This window comes from Geodermatophilus sp. URMC 64 (assembly GCF_053502555.1).
The window spans coordinates 1,807,523-1,830,858 of sequence record NZ_CP199955.1 but is presented as its reverse complement, the minus strand read 5'-3'; the positions used below and the strand labels follow the sequence as shown (position 1 = coordinate 1,830,858).

Genomic DNA, 23,336 nt, shown 5'->3' with positions numbered 1-23,336 from the left:
CGTCCGTCGGCATGACGACGAGGTCACTGCGCACGCTGTTCACCGGGGGCTCGTACTTCGAGGGTCCGCGCTGGCACGAGGGTGCCTGGTGGGTGTCGGACTTCTACACGCACCGGGTCACGCGGATCACCCCGGACGGCGAGAGCACCGTCGTCACCGAGGTCGAGCAGCAGCCCTCCGGGCTCGGCTGGCTGCCCGACGGCTCGATGGTGATCGTGTCGATGAAGGACCGGCGGCTGCTCCGCCTCGCGGACGGCGAGCTGTCGACGCTGGCGGACCTGTCCGAGCACTGCGGCGGCCACCTCAACGACTGCGTCGTCGACGACGCCGGTCACGTCTTCGTCGGCGACTTCGGCTTCGACCTCATGGGCGGCGGCGCCATCGTGCCGACGACGCTCAAGCGGGTCGACCCGGACGGCACGGTCACCGTGGTCGCCGAGGACCTGCACTTCCCGAACGGGGCGGTCATCACCCCGGACGGGACGCTGATCGTCGGCGAGACCTGGGGCAACCGGTTCAGCGCGTTCGACGTCGCGCCCGACGGCTCGCTGGGCAACCGACGGGTGTGGGCGGAGTTCGGCCCGCTCCCGACCGGCTCGAGCATCGAGGAGCTGGCGCCGCAGATCGTCGTCGGCCCCGACGGCTGCACGCTCGACGCCGAGGGGCACGTCTGGGTGGCCGACGGCTTCCACGGCCGGGTGGTGCGGGTCGCGCCAGGCGGGCGGATCGTCGACGAGGTCGCCGGTCCCGACGGGATGGGCGTCTTCGCCTGCATGCTCGGCGGCGACGACGGCCGCACCCTGCTGGTCTGCGCCGCGCCGGACTTCTTCGAGCACACCCGGTCGGTCGCCCGCGAGGCGGTGCTGGTGACCACCGAGGTGGAGGTGCCGCACGCCGGGCGGCCGTGACCCTCAGTGGTACGGGTTCTCCGGCAGCGCCAGCGCCAGGTAGCGGTCGTCGACGCACAGCACCAGGTCGCGGTCGGTGAACTCGGCGAGCGCCTGGTCGAGGGACGGGCCGTCGTACTCGGTCGCCGCGAGCAGCTCCTCCCGGGTGCGCGCGTCGGCACACAGCTCGTAGAGGGCGGCCGCGTCGCCGTCGTACCGGTGGCCCCGCGGCTCCGCGCCCCGGCCGTCGTGGATGCTCACCGACCGCCAGGTCTTCACGTACCGCAGGTACGGACGGCGCCCCGACGACCACCGCGACTTCCACGCCGACACCAGCGACCGGCACTCCCGCGGCCCGTCGACCGGCAGGTCCCGGGTGAAGCCGTGCTCGAAGAAGTAGGCGATGCGGCGCAGGTCGTAGTCCGGCGGGTAGATGAAGCGGTAGCACGCCGAGGGCCGCAGGAACGAGATCGCGTGCCCGCCCGGCTCCTCGTGCATCGGTGAGCCGCGGTCGGGCCGGGCCTGCGCCATCGCGTACGGCGGCTGCAGGTGCGGGATCCGCCGGATGATCTCCGCCTGCATCCGGTAGTCGGCCTCGGTCTCGCCGGGAAAGCCGTAGAGGATGTTGTACGAGTTGTTGATGCCGTAGTACGTCGTCCACTTGAGCAGCTCGAGGTTGCCCATCCCGGTGACGTTCTTCCGCATCAGGGTCAGCACGTGGGTGCTGAAGCTCTCGATGCCCGGCTGCACCGACACCAGCCCGCCGCGGCGCAGCTCGCGCAGCTGCGTCCGGTTGATCTTCGGCCGGATCTCGTAGTGCAGCCGCAGGTCGCTGTGCTCCTCGGCGAGCCGGCCGAACAGCCGGGCCATGTAGGCCGGCGCCAGGATGTTGTCGATCGCGTTGAACCAGCGGGTGCCGTACCGGCCGGAGAGCCGCTGCAGCATGTCCAGCACCTGCTCGGGGCTCTTGCGGCGGAACTCCATGCCGGCGCGGTTGAGGCCGCAGAACACGCAGTGGTGCTTCATGCCGTACCAGCAGCCGCGGGCGGTCTCGATCGGCAGCATGACCTCGCGGCGGTCGCCGTGCGGGCGGGTGGCGAAGTACTCGTCGAAGTCCGGCACCGGTGAGGAGTCGAGGTCGGCGAAGTTCGGCGCCCGGCCCTCGTAGCGGACTGCGCCGTCCTCGTCGCGCCACATCACCCCGCGCAGGCCGGTCATCGGCTCGCCGGCGGTGAGCCGGCGGACCAGCTCGGGCAGCGAGACGTCGGCGTCACCGCAGTGCACCAGATCCACCGCCGGGTTGCGGGCCATGACCTCGCCGGCGATGTCGTCCTCGAACGTGGCGCCGCCGAGCACGACCGGCAGCTCCGGGTGCCGCCGCTTCAGTGCCCTGGCCAGCGCGAGCGAGGCGACCATCTGCTGGAAGGTGACGGAGAGCCCCACCATCGAGAACGCCGACCAGTCGACGTTCTCGACCACCTCCTCGAGCCACTCGACGGCGACGACGTCGCGCACGTGCCGCAGGTCGGCGACGGTGCACCCGGCCCGCTGGCAGATCGCCGCCAGGTTCGACCCGTAGTGCGCCATGTACTCGTCGGCGTCGTACTCGTCGGCGTCGTCGCGCGGCCCGAAGGCGGCGGTCGACCAGATCCACTCGCCGACCATGCACGGGTAGACGTCGGCCAGCGCCTCGTTCAGCTCGGGGCCCAGCCGCTCGGCGAACCGGAGGAACAGCGACATCGGCCGCACCTCGTACCCGGCCCGCTCCAGCACGGGCGTGAGCAGCGCGAGCTGGAACGACGGGAAGCGGGTGCTCATCGTCGGCATGCTCACCAGCGCGACCGGCTTCACGGCGCGAACACCCCCTGCAGGCCGAGCACCGCCGAGAGGGCGTGGTGCACGTAGTCGATGCGGACGTCGCTGGCAGTCGCCGACGTCCGCACCCCGCCCAGCGCCCACTCCGGGTTGGGCAGGACGGCGGTGTCGCGCGGCTGGTAGACGAGCTGGTCGAGGAACGCCAGCCCGCGGGCGCAGGCCGTGCGGTAGCGCTCCTCGCGGACGACGTCGCCGGTCTCCTCGGCGGCGGCGCGGACGGCGGCGATGCCCTCCAGGTACAGCGCGGTCGTCGCGCCGGGCGGGTCGGTCGAGTGGTCGTTCAGGAAACCGCCGTGCTTGGCCGACTGGTGGCGCAGGGCGCCGTCGGCGACCTCGAACGCGAACCGGGTGTGCTCCTCCCCCAGCAGCCGGCCCCACGCCGCGCCCGCCTGGGTCAGCCAGGCGACCGCGCCCCAGGCGCTGTTCTGCCGGAACCGCCGCCGGTAGTGGCCCAGCGCCCGCTCGACCGGGCCCAGCGGGACGTCGACGCCGGCGCCCGCCGCCGCGGCCAGCGCGAGCAGTGCCTGCCCGGGCGCGTAGTCCTGGAACGCCTCGGCGGCGCGGGCCGGATCGCGGTGGGTGGCGAAGCGGCCGTGCCGGTCGATCGCGTCGACGAGCGGCGCGACGTCCGGGGTCCGGCCCAGGGCGAGCGCGGCCAGCGCGGCGAACGCCGTCTCGGCGATCGAGTCGGGCGCTGCGAGGCGGGTCAGGTCGTCCTCCGCCTCCCGCCGCATTCCGGCGCGCGCCTCGACCCAGGCGCCGTAGGCGATCCGCGCGGGGTGGGCGCCGGAGTGCAGCCGGTCGGCGAAGACCGCGTAGCGGGCGAGGTAGGGCTCGTCGGGCGAGGTGGAGTGCCGCAGCGTGTAGCGCCGCAGCAGCGGCTCGAGCCGGTCCAGCTGCGCGGCGGGGTTGCTCGCCGGCGCGGCCTCCGGCAGGGCGTGGCGCATCCGCCGGACGCCGTCGGCATCGGCGAGCCAGGTGGCGCAGTCGTAGCGCGTCCAGGTGTAGGGCGGGCGCGTGATGCCGGCCTTGTCGATCACCTCGAGCACGTACCCCTGCGGCGAGAGGTTGTGGGTGACGGCGACGGACGGCAGCACGAAGCCGGCGCGCTCGCCCTGGCGGACCGCGAGGGCCTGCTCGGCGAACCGGGTCGGGCCCACGACCCACTCGGGCGAGGCCGTGCCGATCTCGTGCCGGGCGGACAGCAGCGAGACCGCCACCGCGACCTCCTCGTGCGGCTGTGCCCGGTGGAAGCGCCGGTCCCGGACGGCGGCCGCGGCGCACTCGGCCAGCCGGCTCGCGCAGTCCCCGGCGAGGACGCCGACGCACCCGGCCAGCCGCCCGCCGGAGTAGACGGTGACGAACAGCCCCTGGACGGCGTCCGGGAGCACCGGCGCGGCCGGGACGCGCGCCGCGCGGCCGAGCGCCCGCAGCACGTGCGCGCGGGCCGCCTCCGCGACCGGCCGCGCCAGGTCGGGGTCGGCGGACCACGGGCGGCCCGTGACCGGCACGCCGGTCGGCTGCCACGCCTGCCCCGGCTCGACGACCTTCTCGACCGTGTGCCGGTAGAGCAGGTGCGGCTCGTGCGGGAGCAGGCCGGCGTTGCGCCGGGCCGCGTGCAGGTACTGCTCCCACTCCGTGGCGATGCCGGGCATGCGCGGCAGGGCGCCGCCCATGCGCGGCGCCCGCTCCCGGCTGCGGACGACGATGCCGTAGCGGTCGTTGTCGAGCTCTCCGACGGTGCACTCCTGCAGCGCGCCGAAGAACGTGACGGCGACGGCGCACTCGTCGAGCAGCCGCAGCGGGTCGTCCTGGGTGCGCAACTGCTCCGCGGTCTGCACGGCCGCGCGGACCAGGTCCTCGGGGACCGGCCCGGCGTCCTCGCCGGGGAAGTGCCAGAACCCGCTGCGCGCCGGGCGGTCGTGCAGCCGCGACCGCCGCCGGACGCTCACCCAGCAGCCGCCGGCGCCGTCGTAGCCGCGGTCGAGCGTGCGCGGCGCCCGCGGCACGTCGCCGGTGCGCAGGAACCCGGCCATGACCTCGCGGGCGAGCACCGCCGGGTGCCGCCCCTCGGGCAGCCGCGGACCGGTCGCGGGCGGCACCGGCCGCTTCGTCGGGTTGAGCGGGTAGTCCGGTTCGCCGTCCATGCCGCGGATGAAGTCGGCCCAGATGTCGAAGACCGTCGCCGTCCGGTATCCGGCCGCGACCATCCGGGCCGGCCCGCGCTCGTAGCCGAAGCCGACCAGCGCGACGCCGCCCTCGACCTCGAAGCCCGCCTCCACCAGCCGCCCGGCGCAGGCCAGCATCGACTGCCCGGAGCTGATCGAGTCGTCGACCATGACGACCGGCTCGTCGAGGTCGAGCCGGCCCTCGACCAGCTTCAGCGAGCCGTGCGCCTTGCGCTCCTTGCGCACCAGGACGCCGGAGTACCGGCCGCCGCCCATCAGCACGCAGCCCTGCAGCAGCGGGACGCCGGTCAGCCCGAACGTCGCCAGCTGGCGCCCCTCGAACCCTTCCAGCAGGCGCAGCAGGGCGCGGGCGGCGAGCTCGGCGCCGCGCGGGGTCAGGGTGACCGGCAGCGAGTCGAGCATCCACCGCGCCGAGGAGCCGTCCCGCGAGAGCACGGGCTGGTCGTCGGTGCGGTGCAGGATGCCGTCGCGGCGCAGCAGCGCGAGCAGCTCGGCGCGCTCGTCGTCCGGCGGCCCGGCCACCACCGGCCCCGGGGACGGCGGGGCGAGGAGTGGCACGGCGGCCATGCGCGGGACCTCCGTCCGGCGTCAGCGCTCGGGGGCCACCTCGGGCGCGACCTCGGTGACGACCTCGGAGGGATAGTCCGGCCCCGACGGCTCGCTCTCCGACGGCTGCACCTCCGGGGCGACCTCGGGGATCACCTCCGGCAGCACCTCGGCGGGCTCGGGCCGGTACGGCTCCGGCTCCGACGGTTGCACCTCGGGGCCGATCTCCGGCTGCACCTCCGGCCCGATCTCGGGCTGCACCTCGGGGCCCACCTCGGTGATCGTCCCCGGGTCCTCGGGCGCCACCTCGACGATCTGCTCGCCGGGCCGGCGCTCCTCCCCCGGCTCCGAGGCGGTCGCGGGGCGAATTGCGGTCCCGCCGGGCACCACCCCCGGGCGTTCCTCGCGGTCGGGGTCCGCGACCACCGGCGGGCGGGGGGATCCTGCGGTTGGCGCGAGCGAGGCATCCGCGGCCATGACGTCCTCCGGCGAGTTCCGAGACGGGCCTGTCCAGAGCGAAGGAGCGGCGCCAAGGTAGCGCCGGGAACCGCCCCGCGGAAGCGGCCGCGACGCGCCTGCGGCGTCCCCCGGCGCGTCGTCAGGCGCGGTCGGCCGGACCGTAACCCCGGTCACGACCGAGCCGACCCCGCGCGCGGGCAGAAAGACCCCATCGGCGTACACGGCGCCTCACGCCACGTGTCCACGCTGTGATCTCGGGCATCCATCGGTCACACCCGTCACACCCGCCCCGGACACCAGACCCCTGGGCGGACTGGTCCGTCCACACCCGGTAGACAAGTCGCATGGACACCGCTGACCTCCGGACGGCCGACGTCGTCCCGGCGGCGTCGGTCTCCGTCGAGATCACCAGCACCCCCGTGCTGAGCTACGCGCTCGCGCACAACCGCGTCCCGGTGGTCAACCGGCTGGCGCTGACCTCGACCGCGCAGGTCCGCGGCGCCACGGTGCGCCTGTCGGTGCGCGACCCCGAGGGCCCGATCGGCACCGCCGTCGAGCTGACCGCCGACCTCGACGAGGGCCGGACGACGGTGCTGCCGGACGTCGCGCTCACCCTCGACCCGGCCGCGATGCTGCAGGTCGACAGCCAGCGCCCCGGGCTCATCGACGTCGAGGTGGCCGCCGGCGAGCAGGTCCTGGGGCACGCCAGCACGCCGGTGCGGGTGCTCGCCGCCCAGCAGTGGCTGGCCACCCCCGTGCCGCTGGCGCTGGAGATGCTCGCCGCGCACGTGCAGCCCAACCACCCCGCGGTGACCGGCCTGGTCGAGGAGGCCGCGGCGATCCTCGACCGGGACACCGGCAGCGACCTCGTCGACGGCTACGACGGCGGCCCGGAGCGGGTCGACGCGATCGTCGCGGCGCTCGGCGAGGCCATCCGCGGCCACGGCATCCGCTTCAGCGAGCCGCCGGCCAGCTGGGCCGAGATCGGCCAGCAGGTCCGCACGCCCGGCGACGTCCTGACCTGGCGGGTGGGTACACCGCTGGACACCGTCGTCCTGCTCGCCGCCGCGCTGGAGCAGGCCGGCGTCCGGCCGCTGCTGTGGCTGGCCGAGGGCCACGCGTTCCTGGGCTACTGGCGGGAGGAGCGCAGCGCCGAGAGCGCCGCCACCACCGACGTCGCGCCGCTGGTCAACCTCGTCGACCTCGGGCTGATCGGCCTGGTCGAGACGACGCAGCTCACCGCCGAGGGCACGCCCCGCCCCGCCTACGCCGACTGGCTGACCGGCGAGCTCGACCGGGTCCTCGGCGTCACCGACGTGCACCGCGCCCGGCGCGACGGCATCCTGCCGCTGCCCGCCCGCGCCCGCGACGCCGACGGCGTCCTGCAGATCGTCGAGTACCGCCCCACCGAATCCCGGCACGCCGCTCCCCCGGCCGAGCCGCGGGAGGGCGCCGTCCGCCCCGATGCGCCGCCGCGCGTGCAGCAGTGGAAGAACGCGCTGCTCGACCTCTCGCTGCGCAACCGGCTGATCAACTACACCGAGCGTGCCGGGCTGCCGCTCGTCGTCCCCGGCGGGTCGCTGGGCGTCCTCGAGAACTTCGTCCACGACGGGACGCCGATCACCCTGCTGCCGGCCGACCAGCTGGCCGCGGTCGCCCGGGAGCGCGGCGCCGCCACCGCCCGCGACCTGCCCGACGAGCAGCTCGCCGAGGCCCTGGTCGAGCGGCGCTCGGTGCACGCCGACGTGACCGAGGCCGGCTACCTGCCCAAGCTGCGCAACCTGGCCTACAAGGCCAAGACCGTGGTCGAGGAGACCGGCGCCAACAACCTCTTCCTCGCCCTGGGCAGCCTGGTGTGGGAGCTCGACGGCCGGCCGCTGCGCTCGCCGCTGATCCTGGTGCCGGTCACGCTCACGCCCACCGGCCGGACCGGCGGCTACCGGATCGCCCTCGACGAGTCCGGCTCCAGCACGCCCAACTACTGCCTGCTCGAGAAGCTGCGCCAGCTGCACGGGCTCACCGTCCCCCAGCTCGCCGAGCCGACGACGGACGGCGCCGGCGTCGACCTCGACGCCGCGCTGGAGGCGATGCGGACGGCGCTGGTCGGCTACCGGCTGCCCTACCGCGTCGAGCCGACCGCGGACCTGGCGATCCTGCAGTTCGCCAAGTACCGGCTGTGGAAGGACCTCGACGAGCACTGGGCCCGCTTCACCGAGAACGCGCTGGTGCAGCACCTGGTCTACGAGCCGAACGAGCCGTTCGACGACCCCGTCCGCGGCGGTGCCGAGTTCGCCGACCTCGACGAGCTCGCCGCGGCGCTGCCGGCGCCCGCCGACGCGTCGCAGCTGCGCGCGATCGCCGAGGCGGCCGCCGGGCGCACCTTCGTGCTGGAGGGCCCGCCCGGCACCGGCAAGTCGCAGACGATCACCAACCTGCTCACCCGGGCGGTCGCCGACGGCAAGCGGGTGCTGTTCGTAGCCGAGAAGCGGGCCGCCCTCGACGTCGTCGCCCGCCGGCTGGACGCCGTCGGCATGGGCCCGTTCGCCCTGGACCTGCACGACAAGGGCAGCCGCGCGTCGGTGGTGCGGGCGCAGATCCGCGAGGCGCTCGAGCACGCCGTCGCCGTCGACACCCAGGGCCTGGCCGCCGACGACGAGGACCTGCGCAGCGCCCGCCGGCTGCTGGCCCGCTACGCCGACCGGCTGCACGCGCCGAACGCCGCCGGGCTGTCGCTCTACTCGGCGCGGACGGCGGAGCTGTCGGCCGGCACCGACGTGCCGACGCTGCCGGTGCCGCTGCCGTTCGTGGCTGGCGCGTCCGAGGAGACCCTGACCGCGGTGCGCCGCGCGCTGGTGCTCCTGCCCGACATCGCCGACCTGACCCGCCCCTCCCCGCGGCACCCGTGGGCGTTCGTCGACTCGCCGGCCATCGACCTGCCCGCGGCGCACGCCGCCGCCGTCGAGGTCGACGAGGCGGTGCGCGACCTGCCGGTCGGCACCCCGCTGGCCTCGGTGCTGCGGCACGCCCGGACCCCCGAGGACCTCGACGCCGTCGCGCACCTGCTCACCGGCCCGCCGGTCGGCCTCGACGTCCTCGACGAGACGTTCGGCGAGTACTGGACGGCGGCCACGGCGGCGATGCAGGGCGAGGTCGCGGCGTTCACCGCGTTCCGCCACCCGGGCATGGACGTCGCCACACCGGAGGCGCTGACCCTGCCGCTGGCCGAGATCTACGTGGCCGCGCACAGCGCCGCGGCGTCGGGCTGGTTCGGCCGGCGGCGCCGGCTGATCGCCGTCCGCGACCGGCTGACGGCGCACCTCAAGCCGGACGCGACGGTCAAGCCCAAGGACGTGCCCGCCCTCGTCGAGGGCCTGTGGCGGGTCCAGAACGGGGTGACGGCGATCGCCGCGCGGGCGGCGTCCATCCCCGGGATCGCCGTCCGCGAGGGCTGGAACCCGTTCACCGACCCGGGGCTGATCGACCACCAGGTCGCGTGGCTGCGGCGGGCCGCGGTGGCGGTCGACGGCTCCGGGCCGTTCCACGTCGCGCTGCGCAAGCTCATCGTCGCCGGCGAGACCGGCGACCCGGCCGGCGCGACGAAGGTGACCCGGCTGCGCGACGCCGTCGTCCGCCTGCTCGACGTCTGCCGCACCACCTCCCCCGCGCTGTCGCAGTGGACCGGGGACGACGGCCTCGCGCTGCGCTGGACGATGACCCGCCCCGAGCGCGGCGTCGAGCACCCCGGGCTGATGTCGCTGCGCCGGTGGGTGTCCTTCCTCGACACCCTGGAGCCGCTGCGCACCGCCGGGCTGATCGAGGCGCGCGCGCTGCTGGTGGGCGGCCATGTCCACGCCGACGACGCCGTCCGCGCGTTCGACCGGGGCGTCGCCGAGGCGTCGGTGGCGGAGCGGCGGGACGCGACCGGCCTGGACCTGTTCGACGCCGAGTTCCACGAGAAGGCGATCCGCCGGTTCACCGCGGCGTCGCAGGCGGTGCGCCGGCACCTGACCTCGGCGCTGCCGGCCGCGGTCATCGACGCGCGGCCGTTCGACGCGGCACTGGGCGCCGGGCAGGTCGGCGCGCTGCAGCGGGAGCTCGCCCGCCAGCGGCGCGGCCTGGGAGTGCGGGCGCTGCTGGCGCAGTACGGCGAGCTGATCACCACGGTCATGCCGATCGTGCTGGTCAGCCCCGACTCGGTGGCGCGGTTCTTCCCCGCCGACACCCGGCTGTTCGACATCGTCGTCTTCGACGAGGCCTCGCAGATCCGCGTGGCCGACGCGGTGGGCGCGCTGGGCCGGGCACGGACGGCGGTCGTCGTCGGCGACTCCCGGCAGATGCCGCCGACGTCGTTCGCCGAGCCGACCACCGGCGCGGAGGACGAGACCTCGGACTTCGGCGGCACCGCGGTCGAGGACGAGGAGTCGATCCTCTCCGAGTGCGTGCAGGCGCGGGTGCCGCGGCACTGGCTGTCGTGGCACTACCGCAGCCAGGACGAGTCGCTGATCGCGTTCTCCAACGGCCAGTACTACGAGAACCGGCTCTCGTCGTTCCCGGCGCCCACCCACGGGCGGCCGTCGGCCGAGCCGGACGGCCGCGGCGTCTCGCTGGTGCGCGTGAACGGCACCTTCCACCGCTCGGGCGGGGGACGGCTGCTGCGCACCAACCCGGTCGAGGCCGAGGCGATCGTCGCGGAGATCCGGCGCCGCTTCGCGCTGTCGCCGGGCACGCTGCCGTCGATCGGCGTGGTGACCTTCAACGCCCAGCAGCGGGCGCTGATCGAGTCGCTGCTGCGCGATGCTGACAACGGGGCCGACGACGAGCGGCTGACCGAGGCGCTGGACCGCTCCGACGGCGAGGGCCTGTTCGTCAAGAACCTGGAGAACGTGCAGGGCGACGAGCGCGACGTCGTCTTCTTCTCCACCGCGTTCTCGGTGAACGAGAAGGGGCAGCTGCCGCTGAACTTCGGCCCGCTGAACCGGGTCGGCGGCGAGCGCCGGCTCAACGTGGCGGTGACCCGCGCGCGGCGGCAGGTCGTCGTCTTCTCGTCGTTCGACCCGGGGCAGCTGCGGGCCGAGGAGACCTCCTCGGTCGGCATCAAGCACCTGCGGGCCTACCTGGACCTGGCCGCGATGGGCACCGACGTGCTGCCGCGGGATGCCCGCTCGACCGCGGTCGTGGACCGGCACCGCGAGCAGATCGCCGCCGCGCTGCGCGACCGCGGCCTGGTGGTGCGCACCGACGTCGGCCTGTCGGAGTTCCGCATCGACCTGTCGGTGGCGCGCGCCGCCGACCCCGACACCCCGGTGATGGCGGTGCTGCTGGACGGGCCGTCCTGGGCCCGCCGCGGAACCGTCGGGGACCGGGACGGGCTGCCGGTCGAGGTGCTCGGCGGGCTGTTGCGCTGGCCGGTGGTCGAGCGGGTGTGGCTGCCGTCGTGGCTGGCCGACCCCGCGGCGGTCGTCGAGAAGCTGGCGACGGCGATCGAGTCGGCCCCGGTCGAGGTCCCGGCGCCGATCCCCTTCCCCACCGCGGCGGTCGAGTCGTTCAAGGGCGTCGCCGCGCTGCGGGCGTCGGTGACCGCGTCGGTCGCGGTGCCGGCCGCCCCGGCTCCGGCCCCGGCGCCGGCGCCCAGGCCGAAGCCCGCCGCGCCCACGCCGGCCGGTCCCGCGGTCCTCGAGGGTGAGACGGCGTTCGTGCCGTGGACGCCGCGGACCGCCGGCGAGAAGACGGTGCTCGACGAGCTGCCGGCGGCGAAGTCGGCGCGGGCGGTGCGGCGGGTGCTGACCGCCGGCATCAAGGCCGAGGGGCCGATCCACGTCGACCGGCTGGTGCGGCTGACCGCGGGGGCGTTCGGCCTGAACCGGGTCACGGAGGCGCGGAGGAACGCGATCCTCGCGGTGCTGCCGCCCTCGGCGCTGGCCGACGCCTGGATGTGGCCGGACGGCGCCGACCGCGCGGAGTACGCCGTCTTCCGCCGGCAGGCGGCCAGCAGCGAGCGCCCGCTGGAGCACGTGCCGCCGGAGGAGATCGTCAACGCGATGGCGGCGCTCTGCCGCGCGGCCGCGGGGATGGCGCGCGACGAGCTGCTCACCCAGGCGGCGACGGTGTTCGGCTACAAGCGGCGGACGCCGACGATCGCCCCGCTGCTGGAGGCCGCCCTCGACGCCGCGCTCGCCGACGGCCGGCTCGCCGAGCAGGAGTCGGGTCTGATCAACGCGGACTGACGTCCGCCCCTCCGGGCTTTCGGTACAGAAATCCCGGTAGTGAACGGTGGCTGCCCTGCCCCGCCGGCGGAGAACGCCCCACCAGTCACACGCGTCACGACCTCGGCGCCGCTGGGGCGCGGCAGCCGGAACGCTGCGATATCGCCTGCTTACCGTCGGTGCACTCTCGGCACCTGGAGGCGACCGCCGTGCGTTGGTCCGAAGACCGCAGCACCCGTCCGCTGTCCGCCCGCTGGACGGCGGCGCTCGTGGCGGCCGCCGGGGTGGGTTTCGCGCTCGTCGGCGGCCTGACGGTGACGGCGCCGGCCGGGTCCCAGCGGCCGGACGACGGCTCCTCGCTCAGGACCGATCCGGCCACGGAGCCCACGGGCCGGGGCGGCTTGCCGCACGGGGAGGCGGCGCCCACGTCGACGGTCCCGGAGGCGCCCGTCGTCCCGTCGGCACCCCAGCCGGCCCCGCCCGGGACGACGACGGCGCCGTCCCCCGAGCCGGTCGCCGTCCCCGCGGCCGACGCGGTCGGCGGCGACAGCCCCGGCAAGCCCTGCCCGGCCGAGGGATCGGTCGCCGTGACCGCCGCCGACCGACCGCTGGTCTGCATCCTCGGCGGGAGCGGTCAGCTCCGCTGGCGCGTCAGCTGAGCGCTTTCGCGGTCGATCATCGGCAGGTGGCTGGTGGACACGCCGATGGCGGCAACCACCTGCCGATGATCAACGCGGGACTCGATCAGTAGCGGCCCCTCGGGCGCTTCGGGCCGGACTTGTTCTGCATCTGGGCGATCAGGTCCTTGATCTTCTGCTGGTTCTGCGGCTTGCGTGCCTCGTCGAAGACCTTCTTGGCGATCGCGGCCGCGATCGCGCTGCGCATCAGCTTCACGTGTGTGTCTCCCCTTCTCGGTCCGGTCAGTCGACGAGGTCCAGCGCCGCGCCCACCACGGTCTCGGTGTCCAGTCCGTGCAGTTCGTACACGCTGGCCAGGTCACCGCTCTGGCCGAACGAGGTCACGCCGAGGTGCGTTCCCGGCACGCCGCGGACGCCGGCGAGGAACGCCAGCGTGTGCGGGTGCCCGTCGAGCACGGTGACCATCGGCGCGGCCCGGTCCTCCGGGAACGCGGACTCGAGGATCCAGGTCGGCCCGTCGTCCAGGCCGCGGCGGGCCTGCAGGGCGCGGAACAGCAGCCCGGGACTGGTCACGACGACGACGTCGGCGGGGAACCCGAGCCCGTCCAGCCGCTCGGCCGCGGCGAGCACCTCGGGGACGACGGCGCCCATCGCGACGAGGGTGATGCCGGGATCGGAGACGTCGTGCCGCAGCCGGTAGGCCCCGGCGACGACCTGCCGGCGCCGCCGCTCCCGCGCGGCGGGATCCGGCGGGATCCGGGCCAGCGTCTGGTCCACCGGCCGGGTCGACAGCCGCAGGTACGCCGACGAGCCGCCGGGCCGGCCCAGCCGGGACAGCGCCGCCAGCAGGCACCACTCGGTGTCCAGAGCGAACGCCGGCTCGTAGGACACGCAGCCCGGCTGCTCCAGCCCGACCGACGGCGTGGTGATCGACTGGTGGGCGCCGCCCTCGGGCGCCAGCGTCACCCCGGACGGCGTCCCGACCAGGATCGACTGCCCGCCGGCGTAGATGCCGAACGACCACGGCTCCAGTGCCCGCTCCACGAACGGGTCGTAGAGGACGCCGATCGGCAGCAGCGGCTGCCCCCAGCGGCTCCAGGTGGCGCCCAGCTCGCCGATCGCGCCGACCAGGTTGGTCTCCGCGATGCCCAGCTCGATGTGCTGGCCCGACGGGCGCTCGCGCCAGTGCAGGATCGTCTCGGCGTCGTCGGCGAACCAGTCCTGCCGCGCCTCGTGCGACCAGACGCCGACCTTGTTCACCCAGCCGCCGAGGTTGGTGGAGCTCGACACGTCGGGGCTGACGGTCACGATCCGCTGCCCGGCCTCGGGGGCGGCCCGGTTGAGGTCGAGCAGCGTCCGGCCCAGCGCCGCCTGCGTCGTCGCCGTCCCGTGCGGGGTGCGGCCGAGGTCGGCGGGGACGGTCGGCGCCGGCTCGGCCACCGGCTCGACGCGGGTCAGCCGGGCGGCCGCCTCGGCGAGCAGCGCGGCCGCGTCGCTGTCGGGCGGGAACGTCGCCCACGGGTCGGCGACGTCGAGGCCGAGGTCGTCGGCGAGCTCGGCCAGTTGCGCGTCGGTGAGCAGCGCCGAGTGGTTCTGCGGATGCCCCTCGATCGCCAGCCCGTAGCCCTTGAGCGTGTACGCGAGGATCACCGTCGGCCGGGTGTCGTCGATCCGGTCGAACGCCTCGCGCAGCGCGGAGAGGTCGTGCCCGCCGAGGTTGCGCACCGCGGCGACCAGCTCGTCGTCCGGCACGTCGGCGATGAGCTGCGCGATCGCGCCCGACCGCAGCCGCTCGCCGGGCAGGAGTTCGCGCAGCTCGGCCGGCGTCCGGCGGAGCATCCGCTGGTACTCGGCGTTGGACATGTCGTCGATGCGCTCGCGCAGCGCCGCACCGCCCGGCCGGGCGAACAGCTCCTCCAGCAGCCGGCCGTACTTGACGGTGAGCACCTGCCAGCCGGCGGCGGTGAACATGCCCGACAGCCGCGGCGCGCCGAAGGTGGGGACGACGCGGTCCAGGGACTGGCGGTTGAGGTCGACGATCCAGTTGACCTCGCCCAGCTCGGCGACCATCGGGTCGAGAACCGCCTCCCAGACGGCGCCCTCGTCGAGCTCGGCGTCCCCGACCAGCGACCACTGCCGGCCGGTGCCGCCGGCGCCGAGCTGGGTGTTGACGTACCGGCGGGCGATCGCACCCCAGATCGGCGCGGTGGCCCCGATGCCGACCGATCCGGTCGAGTAGTCGGCCGGCACCGGGTCCTTGAGCCGCGACGGGTAGGACTGCAGGCCGCCGAACTCGCGCAGTGTGGTCAGGTACTTCCGGTCCAGCCGGCCGAGCAGGTACTCCATCGCGTGCAGCACCGGCGAGGCGTGCGGCTTGACCGACACCCGGTCGTCGGCCCGCAGCTGCTCCAGCCACAGCGAGGTCATGATCGTGACCATCGACGCGCTGGAGGCCTGGTGGCCGCCGACCTTCAGCCCGGTCGGGTTGGGCCGCACGCGGTTGGCGTGGTGGACGATGTTCGTGGCCAGCCAGAGCAGCCGCTGCTCGATCTGCCGCAGGGCGGAGTCGGTGCTGCTCTCGGCTCGGGCGGCGGTCAGGCTCATGGCGGGCTCCTCGGTACGCGACACTGCGCGGGTCCAGTCTCGGCCATGCGGCGTGCCGTGGTGATCCCTGCCGTGGTGATCCGTGCCGTGGTGATCACCGCCGTCCGGGACGACGATGCGCGGCATGGACTACGCCGAGGCGAAGGCGATCTTCCTGGTCCCGCCGGCGGAGGAGCGGACGCCGCCCCCGCTGCCCGACACCCCGGCCCGCCGGCTGCGCGACGCCGCCGAGGCGATCGCCACGGTCAGCTGGTGGGGCCCGCCGGTCAACGAGCGGCTCGCGGCGCTGGGGCTGGACTTCATCACCGGCTACGTCTGGGGGCGGACGGCGCCGATGGGTGAGCCGGTGCCGCAGGTGGTGGTGGCCGCGTTCGGCGTCTTCGAGACCGCCGTCCTCACCTCCTGGTACGAGGAGGGGCGGGCGAAGGCGTCCCGGGCCGACGTCCTCGCCGCCCGCGAGGAGGGCGTGGTGGAGACGCTGCGCGCCGTCCTCGGCGACGCCGACGTCACCGAGGCCGTGGGGCTGCTGCGTGCCGCGACCGACGTCTGCGCCGCGGACCTCGCCGGGCGCCCGCTGTTCGCCGGGCAGGTCTCCCTGCCCTGGCCGGCCGATCCGCTGGGGCAGCTCTGGCACGCGTGCACCCTGCTGCGCGAGTACCGCGGCGACGTGCACATCGCCGCGAACGTCGCGGCGGGGATCAGCGGCGTGCAGATGAACCTGCTGACCGAGTACTGGATCGGCTGGGCGCCGACCGCCTACGCCGGCACCCGCGGCTGGGCGCCGGAGGTCATGGCCGCGGCCGACGCCGAGCTGGCCGCCCGCGGCCTGGTCGCCGACGGCCGGCTCACCGAGGAGGGACGGCGGCTGCGCGACGGGATCGAGCAGCGGACGGACGCCGCCCTGCGGCCCGCGCTCGACGCCGTCGGCCCGGAGCTGGACGGCCTGATCCGGCAGCTCGAGGAGTGGTCGGACGCCGTCGTCGCCGCCGGTGTCGCCCCGCCCGACCTCTACAAACGCGTCAGCGGCTGACCGCGTCCATGTGACGCTTGACACAACTCTTCGGTCGGGCGAAAGGTGCAGTCACCAGCCGCAAGGCACCTACCCATCTCTCAGCGCGAGGGAGACCCCCATGGCCACGGAGACCACCGTCAGCATCCTGCCCTGCGGCGCCATGACCGCAGACCTCACCTGGCTGCTGCTGGCTCCGGGGCGAGCCATGCGCTCGCGCCAGAACAAGGATCAGCCGGCCGAGTGGGTCGACGTCCCCACGCACTGCGTGCTGGTCGACACCCCCGACGGCCGGCTGCTGTGGGACACCAGCTGCCCGCGTGACTGGGAGGAGCGCTGGGGGCCGACCGGCCTGCAGGACTTCTTCCCCTACGACAAGGTCTCCGAGGACGAGTACCTCGACTCCCGGCTCAAGCAGCTCAACATCGCGCCCGGCGACATCGACTACGTCGTCTTCTCGCACCTGCACTTCGACCACGCCGGCAACGCCCGGCTGTTCGAGGGGACGAACGCGAGGCTCGTGTGCAGCGACAAGGAGCACGAGTGGTGCCACGCCTTCGACGGGCCGTTCAACGGCGCCCACCTGAAGGCCGACTACGAGGGGCTGCAGTTCGAGACCGTTTCCGGTGACGTCACCGACTTCCTCCCGGGCGTCAGCTTCATCCAGACCCCGGGGCACACGCCGGGGAGCATGTCGATGCGGGTCGACCTGGCCGAGAGCGGCACGATGATCTTCACCGCCGACGCCGTCTACATGGGCGCCAGCTACGGGCCGCCCACCGTGCCCGCGGCGATCGTGAACAACCTCGAGCAGTTCTACGCCTCGGTCGAGAAGATCCGCGGCATCGCCGAGGAGACGAACGCGACCGTGGTCTTCGGCCACGACGCGGACCAGATCCACCAGCTGCGGACGGCGCCCGCCGGCAGCTACCGCTGACCCCGGACGAGGAGCGCGACCGATGACCGCGACGTACGACCCCCCGCAGACCGAGGAGACGATCTTCACGTGGGGCGCGCCGCCCCTGAAGTTCGGCCCCGGCGCCGTCGACGAGATCGGCTTCGACCTGTCCCAGTACGGCGTCGAGCGGGTGCTGATCATCACCGACGCCAACGTGCACGCCGCCGGCCTGCCGCAGCGGATCGCCGACTCGCTGACCCGGTACGAGATCCGCGCGGAGATCTTCGACGGCGTCCACGTGGAGCCGACCGACGAGAGCATGGACAAGGCGGCCGGCTACGCCAAGGCGCAGGGGCCGTGGGACGGGTTCATCGCCGTCGGCGGCGGCTCGGCGATCGACACGGCCAAGGCGGTCAACCTGCTCACCACCGACGGCGGTGAGCTGATGGACTACATCAACAAGCCGATCGGGCAGGCGCGCGCACCGAAGGGGCAGCTCAAGCCGCTGATCGCCGTCCCGACGACGGCCGGGACCGGGTCGGAGAGCACGGCCATGTGCGTGCTCGACGTCCTCTCGATGAAGGTGAAGACGGGGATCAGCCACTGGCGGCTGCGCCCGACCCTGGCGGTGGTCGACCCGCTGCTGACGCTGTCCCTGCCGCCGGAGGTCAGCGCCGCGTCCGGCATGGACATCGTGTGCCACGCGCTGGAGAGCTACACCGCCCGCTGGTACCAGACCTTCGACAAGAAGCAGCCGGAGGCACGGGTCACCTACTGCGGCTCCAACCCGATCTCGGACCTGTGGTGCGAGCGGGCGATGACCCTGCTGGCGCGGTCGTTCCGCAAGGCCGTGCACGAGGGGGACGACATCGGCGCGCGCACCGACATGATGGCCGCGGCCACGTTCGCCGGGATGGGGTTCGGCAACTCCGGCGTGCACATCCCGCACGCCAACGCCTACCCGATCGCCGGCATGGTCAAGGACTTCCGGCCGTCCGGCTACCCGCAGGACGAGCCGATGGTCCCGCACGGGATGTCGGTGTCGCTGACCGCGCCCGAGGCCTTCCGGTTCAGCTTCGAGTCCGCGCCCGAGCGGCACCTCAAGGCCGCCTCGATGCTGGGACCGGACACCGACAAGGCCAACGACCCGCGGGAGCAGCTGCCGACCGTGCTCATCGAGCTGATGCGCGACATCGGCATCCCCAACGGCATCGGCGCGGTCGGCTACACCGAGGCCGACATCCCCGATCTGGTGCCCGGCACGATGAAGCAGCAGCGGCTGCTGGCCACCTGCCCCCGGCCGGTCACCGAGGACGACATCGCCGACATCTTCGGCAAGTCCATCGAGAACTGGTGACGGCGGTGCCGCTCTACGACTACCGCTGCACCGCCGGGCACCGCTTCGAGGCGATGGCCCCGCTCGCGGCGAGCGACACCGCCGCCTGCCCGTGCGGCGCCTCCGCCGTCAAGGTGCCCTCGCGGGTCGCGCTGGCCGGCCAGGCCGACCCGGGCCGGCCGATGGAGCTGATGCCGCAGACCTGGCGCGGCACCTACGAGGGCAACCGCGAGTACCTCGGGCAGCTGCGCCGGGAGTGGGGTGCCCGGCAGAAGCTCGAGGAAAAGCACGAGGAGCTGCGCGGGGACCAGCGGCCGATCCTCGCGCACGAGGGCCGCTACCACGGGGCCCCGCTGCGGGCGGGCGACCCGGTGCCGGATCACTCGCACGCGCATCCGCACTCGCACTCGCACGGGCACTCGCACGGGACGGAGACGACGACCTAGGGGGATCGCGATGGCCGAGGAGCGGCTCGAGGAGTTCCGCCTGTTCATCGACGGCAAGGCGGTGGACGCGCTGGGCGGGCGCACGTTCGAGTCGATGAACCCCTACACCGGCCGGCCGTGGGCGCGGCTGGCCGACGGCGGCCCCGAGGACGTCGACGCCGCCGTCGGCTCGGCCCGCGCGGCGTTCGACGGCGAGTGGGGCGCGCTCACCGGCTTCCAGCGGGCGGCGGTGCTGCGGGCCTGCGCGGACGCCGTCGGCGCCGCGGCCGAGCGCCTGGCGCTGCTGGAGGTCCGCGACTCCGGCAAGCTGCTGCGCGAGATGCGCGGGCAGATGCAGGTGCTGCCGCAGTGGTTCCACTACTTCGCCGGGCTGGCCGACAAGCTCGAGGGCCGGACCATCCCGCCGGTCAACGCGAACTACTTCGGCTACACCCGCCGGGAGCCGGTCGGGGTGGTCGCGGCGATCACCCCGTGGAACTCGCCGCTGCTGCTGCTCACCTGGAAGCTGGCGCCGGCGCTGGCCGCGGGCAACACCGTCGTCGTCAAGCCCTCGGAGCACTCCCCCGCCTCGACGGTCGCCTTCGCGGAGATCCTGCACGAGGCCGGGTTGCCGGCGGGGGTGCTCAACGTCGTCACCGCGTGGGACCGGGAGACCGGCGCCGCGCTGGCCGGGCACCGCGGCGTGGACAAGGTGGCGTTCACCGGCTCGACGGCGACCGGCGTGCGGGTGGCGCAGGCGGCCGCGGCCAACGTCAACCGGGTGACGCTGGAGCTCGGTGGCAAGAGCCCGCAGATCGTCTTCCCGGACGCCGACCTCGACGCCGCCGCCAACGGCCTGGTGGCCGGCGTCTTCGCGGCGACCGGGCAGACCTGCATGGCCGGCTCGCGGCTGATCGTGCACGCCGACGTCCACGACGCGCTGGTGGCGAAGGTGGCCGAGCGGGCCCGCACGATCCGGCTCGGCGACCCGACCGACCCCGAGACCGAGATGGGCCCGGTGGCCAACCGGCCGCAGTACGAGAAGGTGCTCGGCTATCTGCGGGGCGCGCGGGAGGAGGGCGCGACGTTCGCCTGCGGGGGCTCGCCGGCCGAGCAGGGCGGGCTGTTCGTGCAGCCGACCGTGGTCACCGGCGTCGGGCCGCAGCACACGATCGTGCGCGAGGAGGTCTTCGGGCCGGTGCTGGCGGCGGTGACCTTCACCGACGAGGACGAGGCGCTGAAGCTGGCCAACGACACCCCGTACGGGCTGGCGGGGTCGGTGTGGACCAAGGACGTGCACCGCGCCCACCGGGTCGCGGCGAAACTGCGGGCCGGCACGGTGTGGGTCAACGCCTACCGGGTGGTGGCGCCCAACATGCCCTTCGGCGGCTTCGGCTCCTCGGGGCTGGGCCGGGAGAACGGCATCGAGGCGATCGACGAGTACACCGAGACCAAGTCGGTGTGGGTGGAGCTCACCGGCGGCACGCGCGACCCCTTCCAGCTCGGCTAGCGCCCACCCCCCGTACGGCCAAAGTGGCCACTTTGGCCCTCCTGTGGACGGCGGCGGCGGGCGACCGCGCTGGTCGGCCACGCTCGCCCGGTGACTCGACGCCTGCTGCCCGGAGTGTTCATCGGTAGCCATGCGATCGCGGACGGTCTGCTCACCCGCAGGCAACTGCGCGAGCGCAGCTACCGCCGGCTCGTGCAGGGCGTCTACGCGGATCCGTCTCTGCCTCTCGATCACCAGTTGCGCTGCCGGGCGGTGGCGCTCCTCCTCCCCCAGGGCGCGGCCATCGGGGGCCACTCGGCGGCTGCCTGGCACGGTGCCGCGTTCGCCGGGACCCACGACCCGGTCACCGTCCTGCGCCCGGCGAACGTGCTGTGGAAGGGCCCGCGGGGAGTGAAGGTCCACCGGACCGAGTTGTCCCTGCTCGACGTGGAATTGCTCGATGGCGTGCCTGTCAGCTCGGCTCTGCGCACCGCCTGGGACGTCGCCGCCCTGGAGCCGCTGGGTACCGCGGTGGCTGCCCTGGACGCGATGGTTCGTGCCGGCACGGTGGAGGGCACAAGCCTGACCGCCATGGTCGATACGGGCGCGGGCAGATGGGGAGTCACCCGAGTCCGCCGCGCCTTCTCGCTCGTGGACGGGCGGGCGGAGTCGGCACCGGAGTCCCGCGTCCGCGTCGCACTGGCGCTCGGCGGGCTGGAGCCGGTGCCGCAGTTCGAGGTGAGGGTCGGCGGCCTGTTCGTCGCCCGGGTCGATCTCGCCTGGCCGGAAGCGCGGCTCGCGGTGGAGTACGAGGGCGCGTACCACTTCGACGGCGCGCAGATCGTCCGCGACGATGCCCGGTTCGAGCGGCTGTTGGCCGCCGGGTGGCGCGTGATCCGGCTCAGCGCGGCGGATCTGCGAGATCTCGACGCGGTTGTCGTCCGCGTGCGCGAGGCCCTGGCCCACTGACGGCCAAAGTGGCCACTTTGGCCCCAGTAGTTACCGGCCGGTTGTGAGCGATCCCTCGGGTGAGCAGGGCCGGAGGTCCCTGGATGGCCTGTGCAACGGACCTTTAGCGTCCGAAACCATCCAGTTCGCTCTCCTGGAGGTTGCGTGACCGCCGCTCCGAAGACGCCCGTACCCGACGCCGCCGAGGCCGTCGCCCCGCCCCCCGTCGGCGCCGCCGCCGTGGACGCGGCCGGCGCGCTGCTGCACCCGCGGCGGCTGGCCCGCGAGGCCGTGGGCCTGGGCCGGGACCTGGCGGGCATCGTCCGCGGCACGGACGCCATCGACCCCGCCGGGGACAAGCGGTTCGCCGACCCCGCCTGGACGTCGAACCCGGCCTACCGGCGCCTCGGCCAGTCCTACCTGGCGCTGGCGTCGTCCCTGGACCGGCTGGTCGAGCGGTACGAGGCCGACGGCGCGGAGTGGCGCAAGGTGGAGCGCGCCCGCTTCACGGTGAACGCGCTGTCCAGCGCCCTGGCCCCGACCAACACGTTCCTGGGCAACCCGGCGGCGGTGAAGCGGGCGATCGACACCGGTGGCGCCAGCGTCGTCCGGAGCCTGAAGAACCTGGCGGAGGACGTCCGGACCAACGGCGGCATGCCGCAGCAGACCGACCGCTCGGCCTACCAGGTCGGCCGCGACCTCGGCTGCACGAAGGGCTCGGTGGTCTACCGGGACGACGTCATCGAGCTGATCCAGTACCGGCCGTCGACGCCGCAGGTGCGGCAGCGGCCGCTGGTGATCGTGCCGCCGCCGATCGGCCGCTACTACTTCCTCGACCTGCGGCCGGGGCGCAGCTTCGTCGAGCACGCCGTCGCCCAGGGTCTGCAGGTCTTCCTGATCAGCTGGCGCAACCCGTCGCGCAAGCACGCGCACTGGGACCTCGACACCTACGCCGAGCGGGTCCGCCGGTCGGTCGCGGTGGCGAAGTCGATCACCGGCTCGGACGACGTCAACACCCTCGGCTTCTGCGCCGGCGGCATCGTGCAGACGACGCTGCTCAACCACCTCGCCGCGCTCGGCGACACCTCCGTGCACAGCGCCAGCTTCGCGGTCACCCTGCTCGACTTCGACAGCCGCGCGCCGCTCGGGGCGTTCTCCGGCAAGCGGATCCTCGGGCTGGCGAAGCGGATCTCCAAGACCGGCGGCGTCATCACCGCCCGCTCCATGGGTTCGACGTTCACCTGGATGCGCCCCGACGACCTGGTCTTCAACTACCTGGTCAACCAGTGGCTGATGGGCGAGGCCCCGCCGGCCTTCGACATCCTCGCCTGGAACGCCGACGGCACCAACCTGCCCGCGGCGCTGCACGAGCAGTTCCTGCAGATCTTCCGGGACAACTCCCTCGTCGTCCCCGGCGCGACCTCGGTGCTCGGGACGCCGGTCGACCTGGCCAACATCACCGTGCCGACGTTCGTCACCGGCGCGCTGACCGACCACCTCACGCCGTGGAAGGGCACCTACCGGACGACGCAGCTGCTGTCCGGGCCGAGCACCTTCGTGCTGAGCTCCAGCGGGCACATCCAGAGCCTGGTCAACCCGCCCGGCAACCCGAAGTCCTCGTACTGGGTCGGCGGCGCGCCCGGGCCGGACCCGGAGGACTGGAAGGCGTCGGCGACCAAGCGCAGCGGCAGCTGGTGGGAGCACTGGGCGGAGTGGACGATCGAGCGCTCCGGCGACCTGGTCGACGCGCCGGCCCAGCTCGGCAGCACCTCCTACCCGCCGATCGAGCCGGCGCCGGGCGCCTACGTCCTGGACCGCGTGCCGAGCTGA

At 74.1% G+C, this 23,336-nt stretch carries 15 protein-coding genes; 10 read left to right on the top strand and 5 right to left on the bottom strand.

The window, feature by feature from the left end:
* The first annotated feature begins 11 nt into the window (after window positions 1–11).
* The gene (locus ACWIYF_RS09015; RefSeq protein WP_448627781.1) at window positions 12–908 is read left to right on the top strand and encodes an SMP-30/gluconolactonase/LRE family protein; all 897 of its coding nucleotides are present in this window, start codon (window positions 12–14) and stop codon (window positions 906–908) included.
* 3 nt (window positions 909–911) lie between these two features.
* Here ACWIYF_RS09015 and ACWIYF_RS09010 read toward each other — a convergent pair whose 3' ends face one another.
* Genes ACWIYF_RS09010 through ACWIYF_RS09000 form a run of 3 tightly spaced genes read right to left on the bottom strand, consistent with a single transcriptional unit; the run spans window position 912 to window position 5,923 of the window.
* Entirely contained in the window at window positions 912–2,720 is a 1,809-nt protein-coding gene (locus tag ACWIYF_RS09010) for a RiPP maturation radical SAM C-methyltransferase (RefSeq protein WP_448628736.1), read from the bottom strand.
* Window positions 2,721–2,734: 14 nt separating this feature from the next.
* Window positions 2,735–5,518: an AMMECR1 domain-containing protein gene (locus ACWIYF_RS09005; RefSeq protein WP_448627780.1), complete on the bottom strand. Its 2,784-nt coding sequence runs from the start codon at window positions 5,516–5,518 to the stop codon at window positions 2,735–2,737.
* Window positions 5,519–5,539: 21 nt separating this feature from the next.
* A complete protein-coding gene (locus tag ACWIYF_RS09000) occupies window positions 5,540–5,923 on the bottom strand; it encodes a hypothetical protein (RefSeq protein ID WP_448627779.1) in 384 nt (127 codons plus the stop codon).
* A gap of 377 nt (window positions 5,924–6,300) precedes the next feature.
* On the opposite strand from ACWIYF_RS09000, the gene ACWIYF_RS08995 reads away from it, so the two are divergent.
* Both ACWIYF_RS08995 and ACWIYF_RS08990 read left to right on the top strand, forming a co-directional pair.
* A complete protein-coding gene (locus ACWIYF_RS08995) occupies window positions 6,301–12,180 on the top strand; it encodes a DUF4011 domain-containing protein (RefSeq protein ID WP_448627778.1) in 5,880 nt (1,959 codons plus the stop codon).
* Window positions 12,181–12,368: 188 nt separating this feature from the next.
* Window positions 12,369–12,818 carry a hypothetical protein gene (locus tag ACWIYF_RS08990; RefSeq protein WP_448627777.1) on the top strand — a complete coding sequence of 150 codons (450 nt, stop codon included), beginning with the start codon at window positions 12,369–12,371 and terminating at the stop codon, window positions 12,816–12,818.
* A gap of 85 nt (window positions 12,819–12,903) precedes the next feature.
* On the opposite strand, the gene ACWIYF_RS08985 is transcribed toward ACWIYF_RS08990, so the two are convergent.
* Window positions 12,904–13,053, bottom strand: a complete 150-nt coding sequence (locus ACWIYF_RS08985; protein ID WP_448627776.1) for a hypothetical protein — start codon at window positions 13,051–13,053, stop codon at window positions 12,904–12,906.
* Window positions 13,054–13,079: 26 nt separating this feature from the next.
* Complete coding sequence (locus ACWIYF_RS08980) at window positions 13,080–15,401, bottom strand: transketolase-like TK C-terminal-containing protein (protein ID WP_448627775.1); 2,322 nt, start codon at window positions 15,399–15,401, stop codon at window positions 13,080–13,082.
* A 124-nt stretch (window positions 15,402–15,525) separates the two neighbouring features.
* On the opposite strand from ACWIYF_RS08980, the gene ACWIYF_RS08975 reads away from it, so the two are divergent.
* The 7 genes from ACWIYF_RS08975 to ACWIYF_RS08945 all read left to right on the top strand — a co-directional run bounded on the left by ACWIYF_RS08975 (window position 15,526) and on the right by ACWIYF_RS08945 (window position 23,336).
* Entirely contained in the window at window positions 15,526–16,431 is a 906-nt protein-coding gene (locus ACWIYF_RS08975) for an SCO6745 family protein (RefSeq protein ID WP_448627774.1), read from the top strand.
* Window positions 16,432–16,531: 100 nt separating this feature from the next.
* A complete protein-coding gene (locus ACWIYF_RS08970; RefSeq protein ID WP_448627773.1) occupies window positions 16,532–17,347 on the top strand; it encodes an N-acyl homoserine lactonase family protein in 816 nt (271 codons plus the stop codon).
* Window positions 17,348–17,369: 22 nt separating this feature from the next.
* Window positions 17,370–18,665, top strand: a complete 1,296-nt coding sequence (locus ACWIYF_RS08965) for a hydroxyacid-oxoacid transhydrogenase (protein WP_448627772.1) — start codon at window positions 17,370–17,372, stop codon at window positions 18,663–18,665.
* Window positions 18,662–19,090, top strand: a complete 429-nt coding sequence (locus tag ACWIYF_RS08960) for an FmdB family zinc ribbon protein (RefSeq protein ID WP_448627771.1) — start codon at window positions 18,662–18,664, stop codon at window positions 19,088–19,090. Before ACWIYF_RS08965 ends, ACWIYF_RS08960 begins: the two co-directional genes overlap by 4 nt.
* Window positions 19,091–19,100: 10 nt before the next feature.
* Window positions 19,101–20,579: an aldehyde dehydrogenase gene (locus tag ACWIYF_RS08955; RefSeq protein ID WP_448627770.1), complete on the top strand. Its 1,479-nt coding sequence runs from the start codon at window positions 19,101–19,103 to the stop codon at window positions 20,577–20,579.
* A gap of 90 nt (window positions 20,580–20,669) precedes the next feature.
* Window positions 20,670–21,527, top strand: coding sequence for an endonuclease domain-containing protein (locus tag ACWIYF_RS08950; RefSeq protein WP_448627769.1), 858 nt, complete (start codon window positions 20,670–20,672; stop codon window positions 21,525–21,527).
* Window positions 21,528–21,671: 144 nt separating this feature from the next.
* Entirely contained in the window at window positions 21,672–23,336 is a 1,665-nt protein-coding gene (locus ACWIYF_RS08945; RefSeq protein ID WP_448627768.1) for a PHA/PHB synthase family protein, read from the top strand.

Coding starts and splice junctions, on each gene's coding strand:
- ACWIYF_RS09015 (WP_448627781.1), top strand. CDS start 12: ATGACGACGAGGTCACTGCGCACGCTGTTCACCGGGGGCTCGTACTTC.
- ACWIYF_RS08970 (WP_448627773.1), top strand. CDS start 16,532: ATGGCCACGGAGACCACCGTCAGCATCCTGCCCTGCGGCGCCATGACC.
- ACWIYF_RS09005 (WP_448627780.1), bottom strand. CDS start 5,518: ATGGCCGCCGTGCCACTCCTCGCCCCGCCGTCCCCGGGGCCGGTGGTG.
- ACWIYF_RS08980 (WP_448627775.1), bottom strand. CDS start 15,401: ATGAGCCTGACCGCCGCCCGAGCCGAGAGCAGCACCGACTCCGCCCTG.
- ACWIYF_RS08995 (WP_448627778.1), top strand. CDS start 6,301: ATGGACACCGCTGACCTCCGGACGGCCGACGTCGTCCCGGCGGCGTCG.
- ACWIYF_RS08965 (WP_448627772.1), top strand. CDS start 17,370: ATGACCGCGACGTACGACCCCCCGCAGACCGAGGAGACGATCTTCACG.
- ACWIYF_RS08955 (WP_448627770.1), top strand. CDS start 19,101: ATGGCCGAGGAGCGGCTCGAGGAGTTCCGCCTGTTCATCGACGGCAAG.
- ACWIYF_RS08975 (WP_448627774.1), top strand. CDS start 15,526: ATGGACTACGCCGAGGCGAAGGCGATCTTCCTGGTCCCGCCGGCGGAG.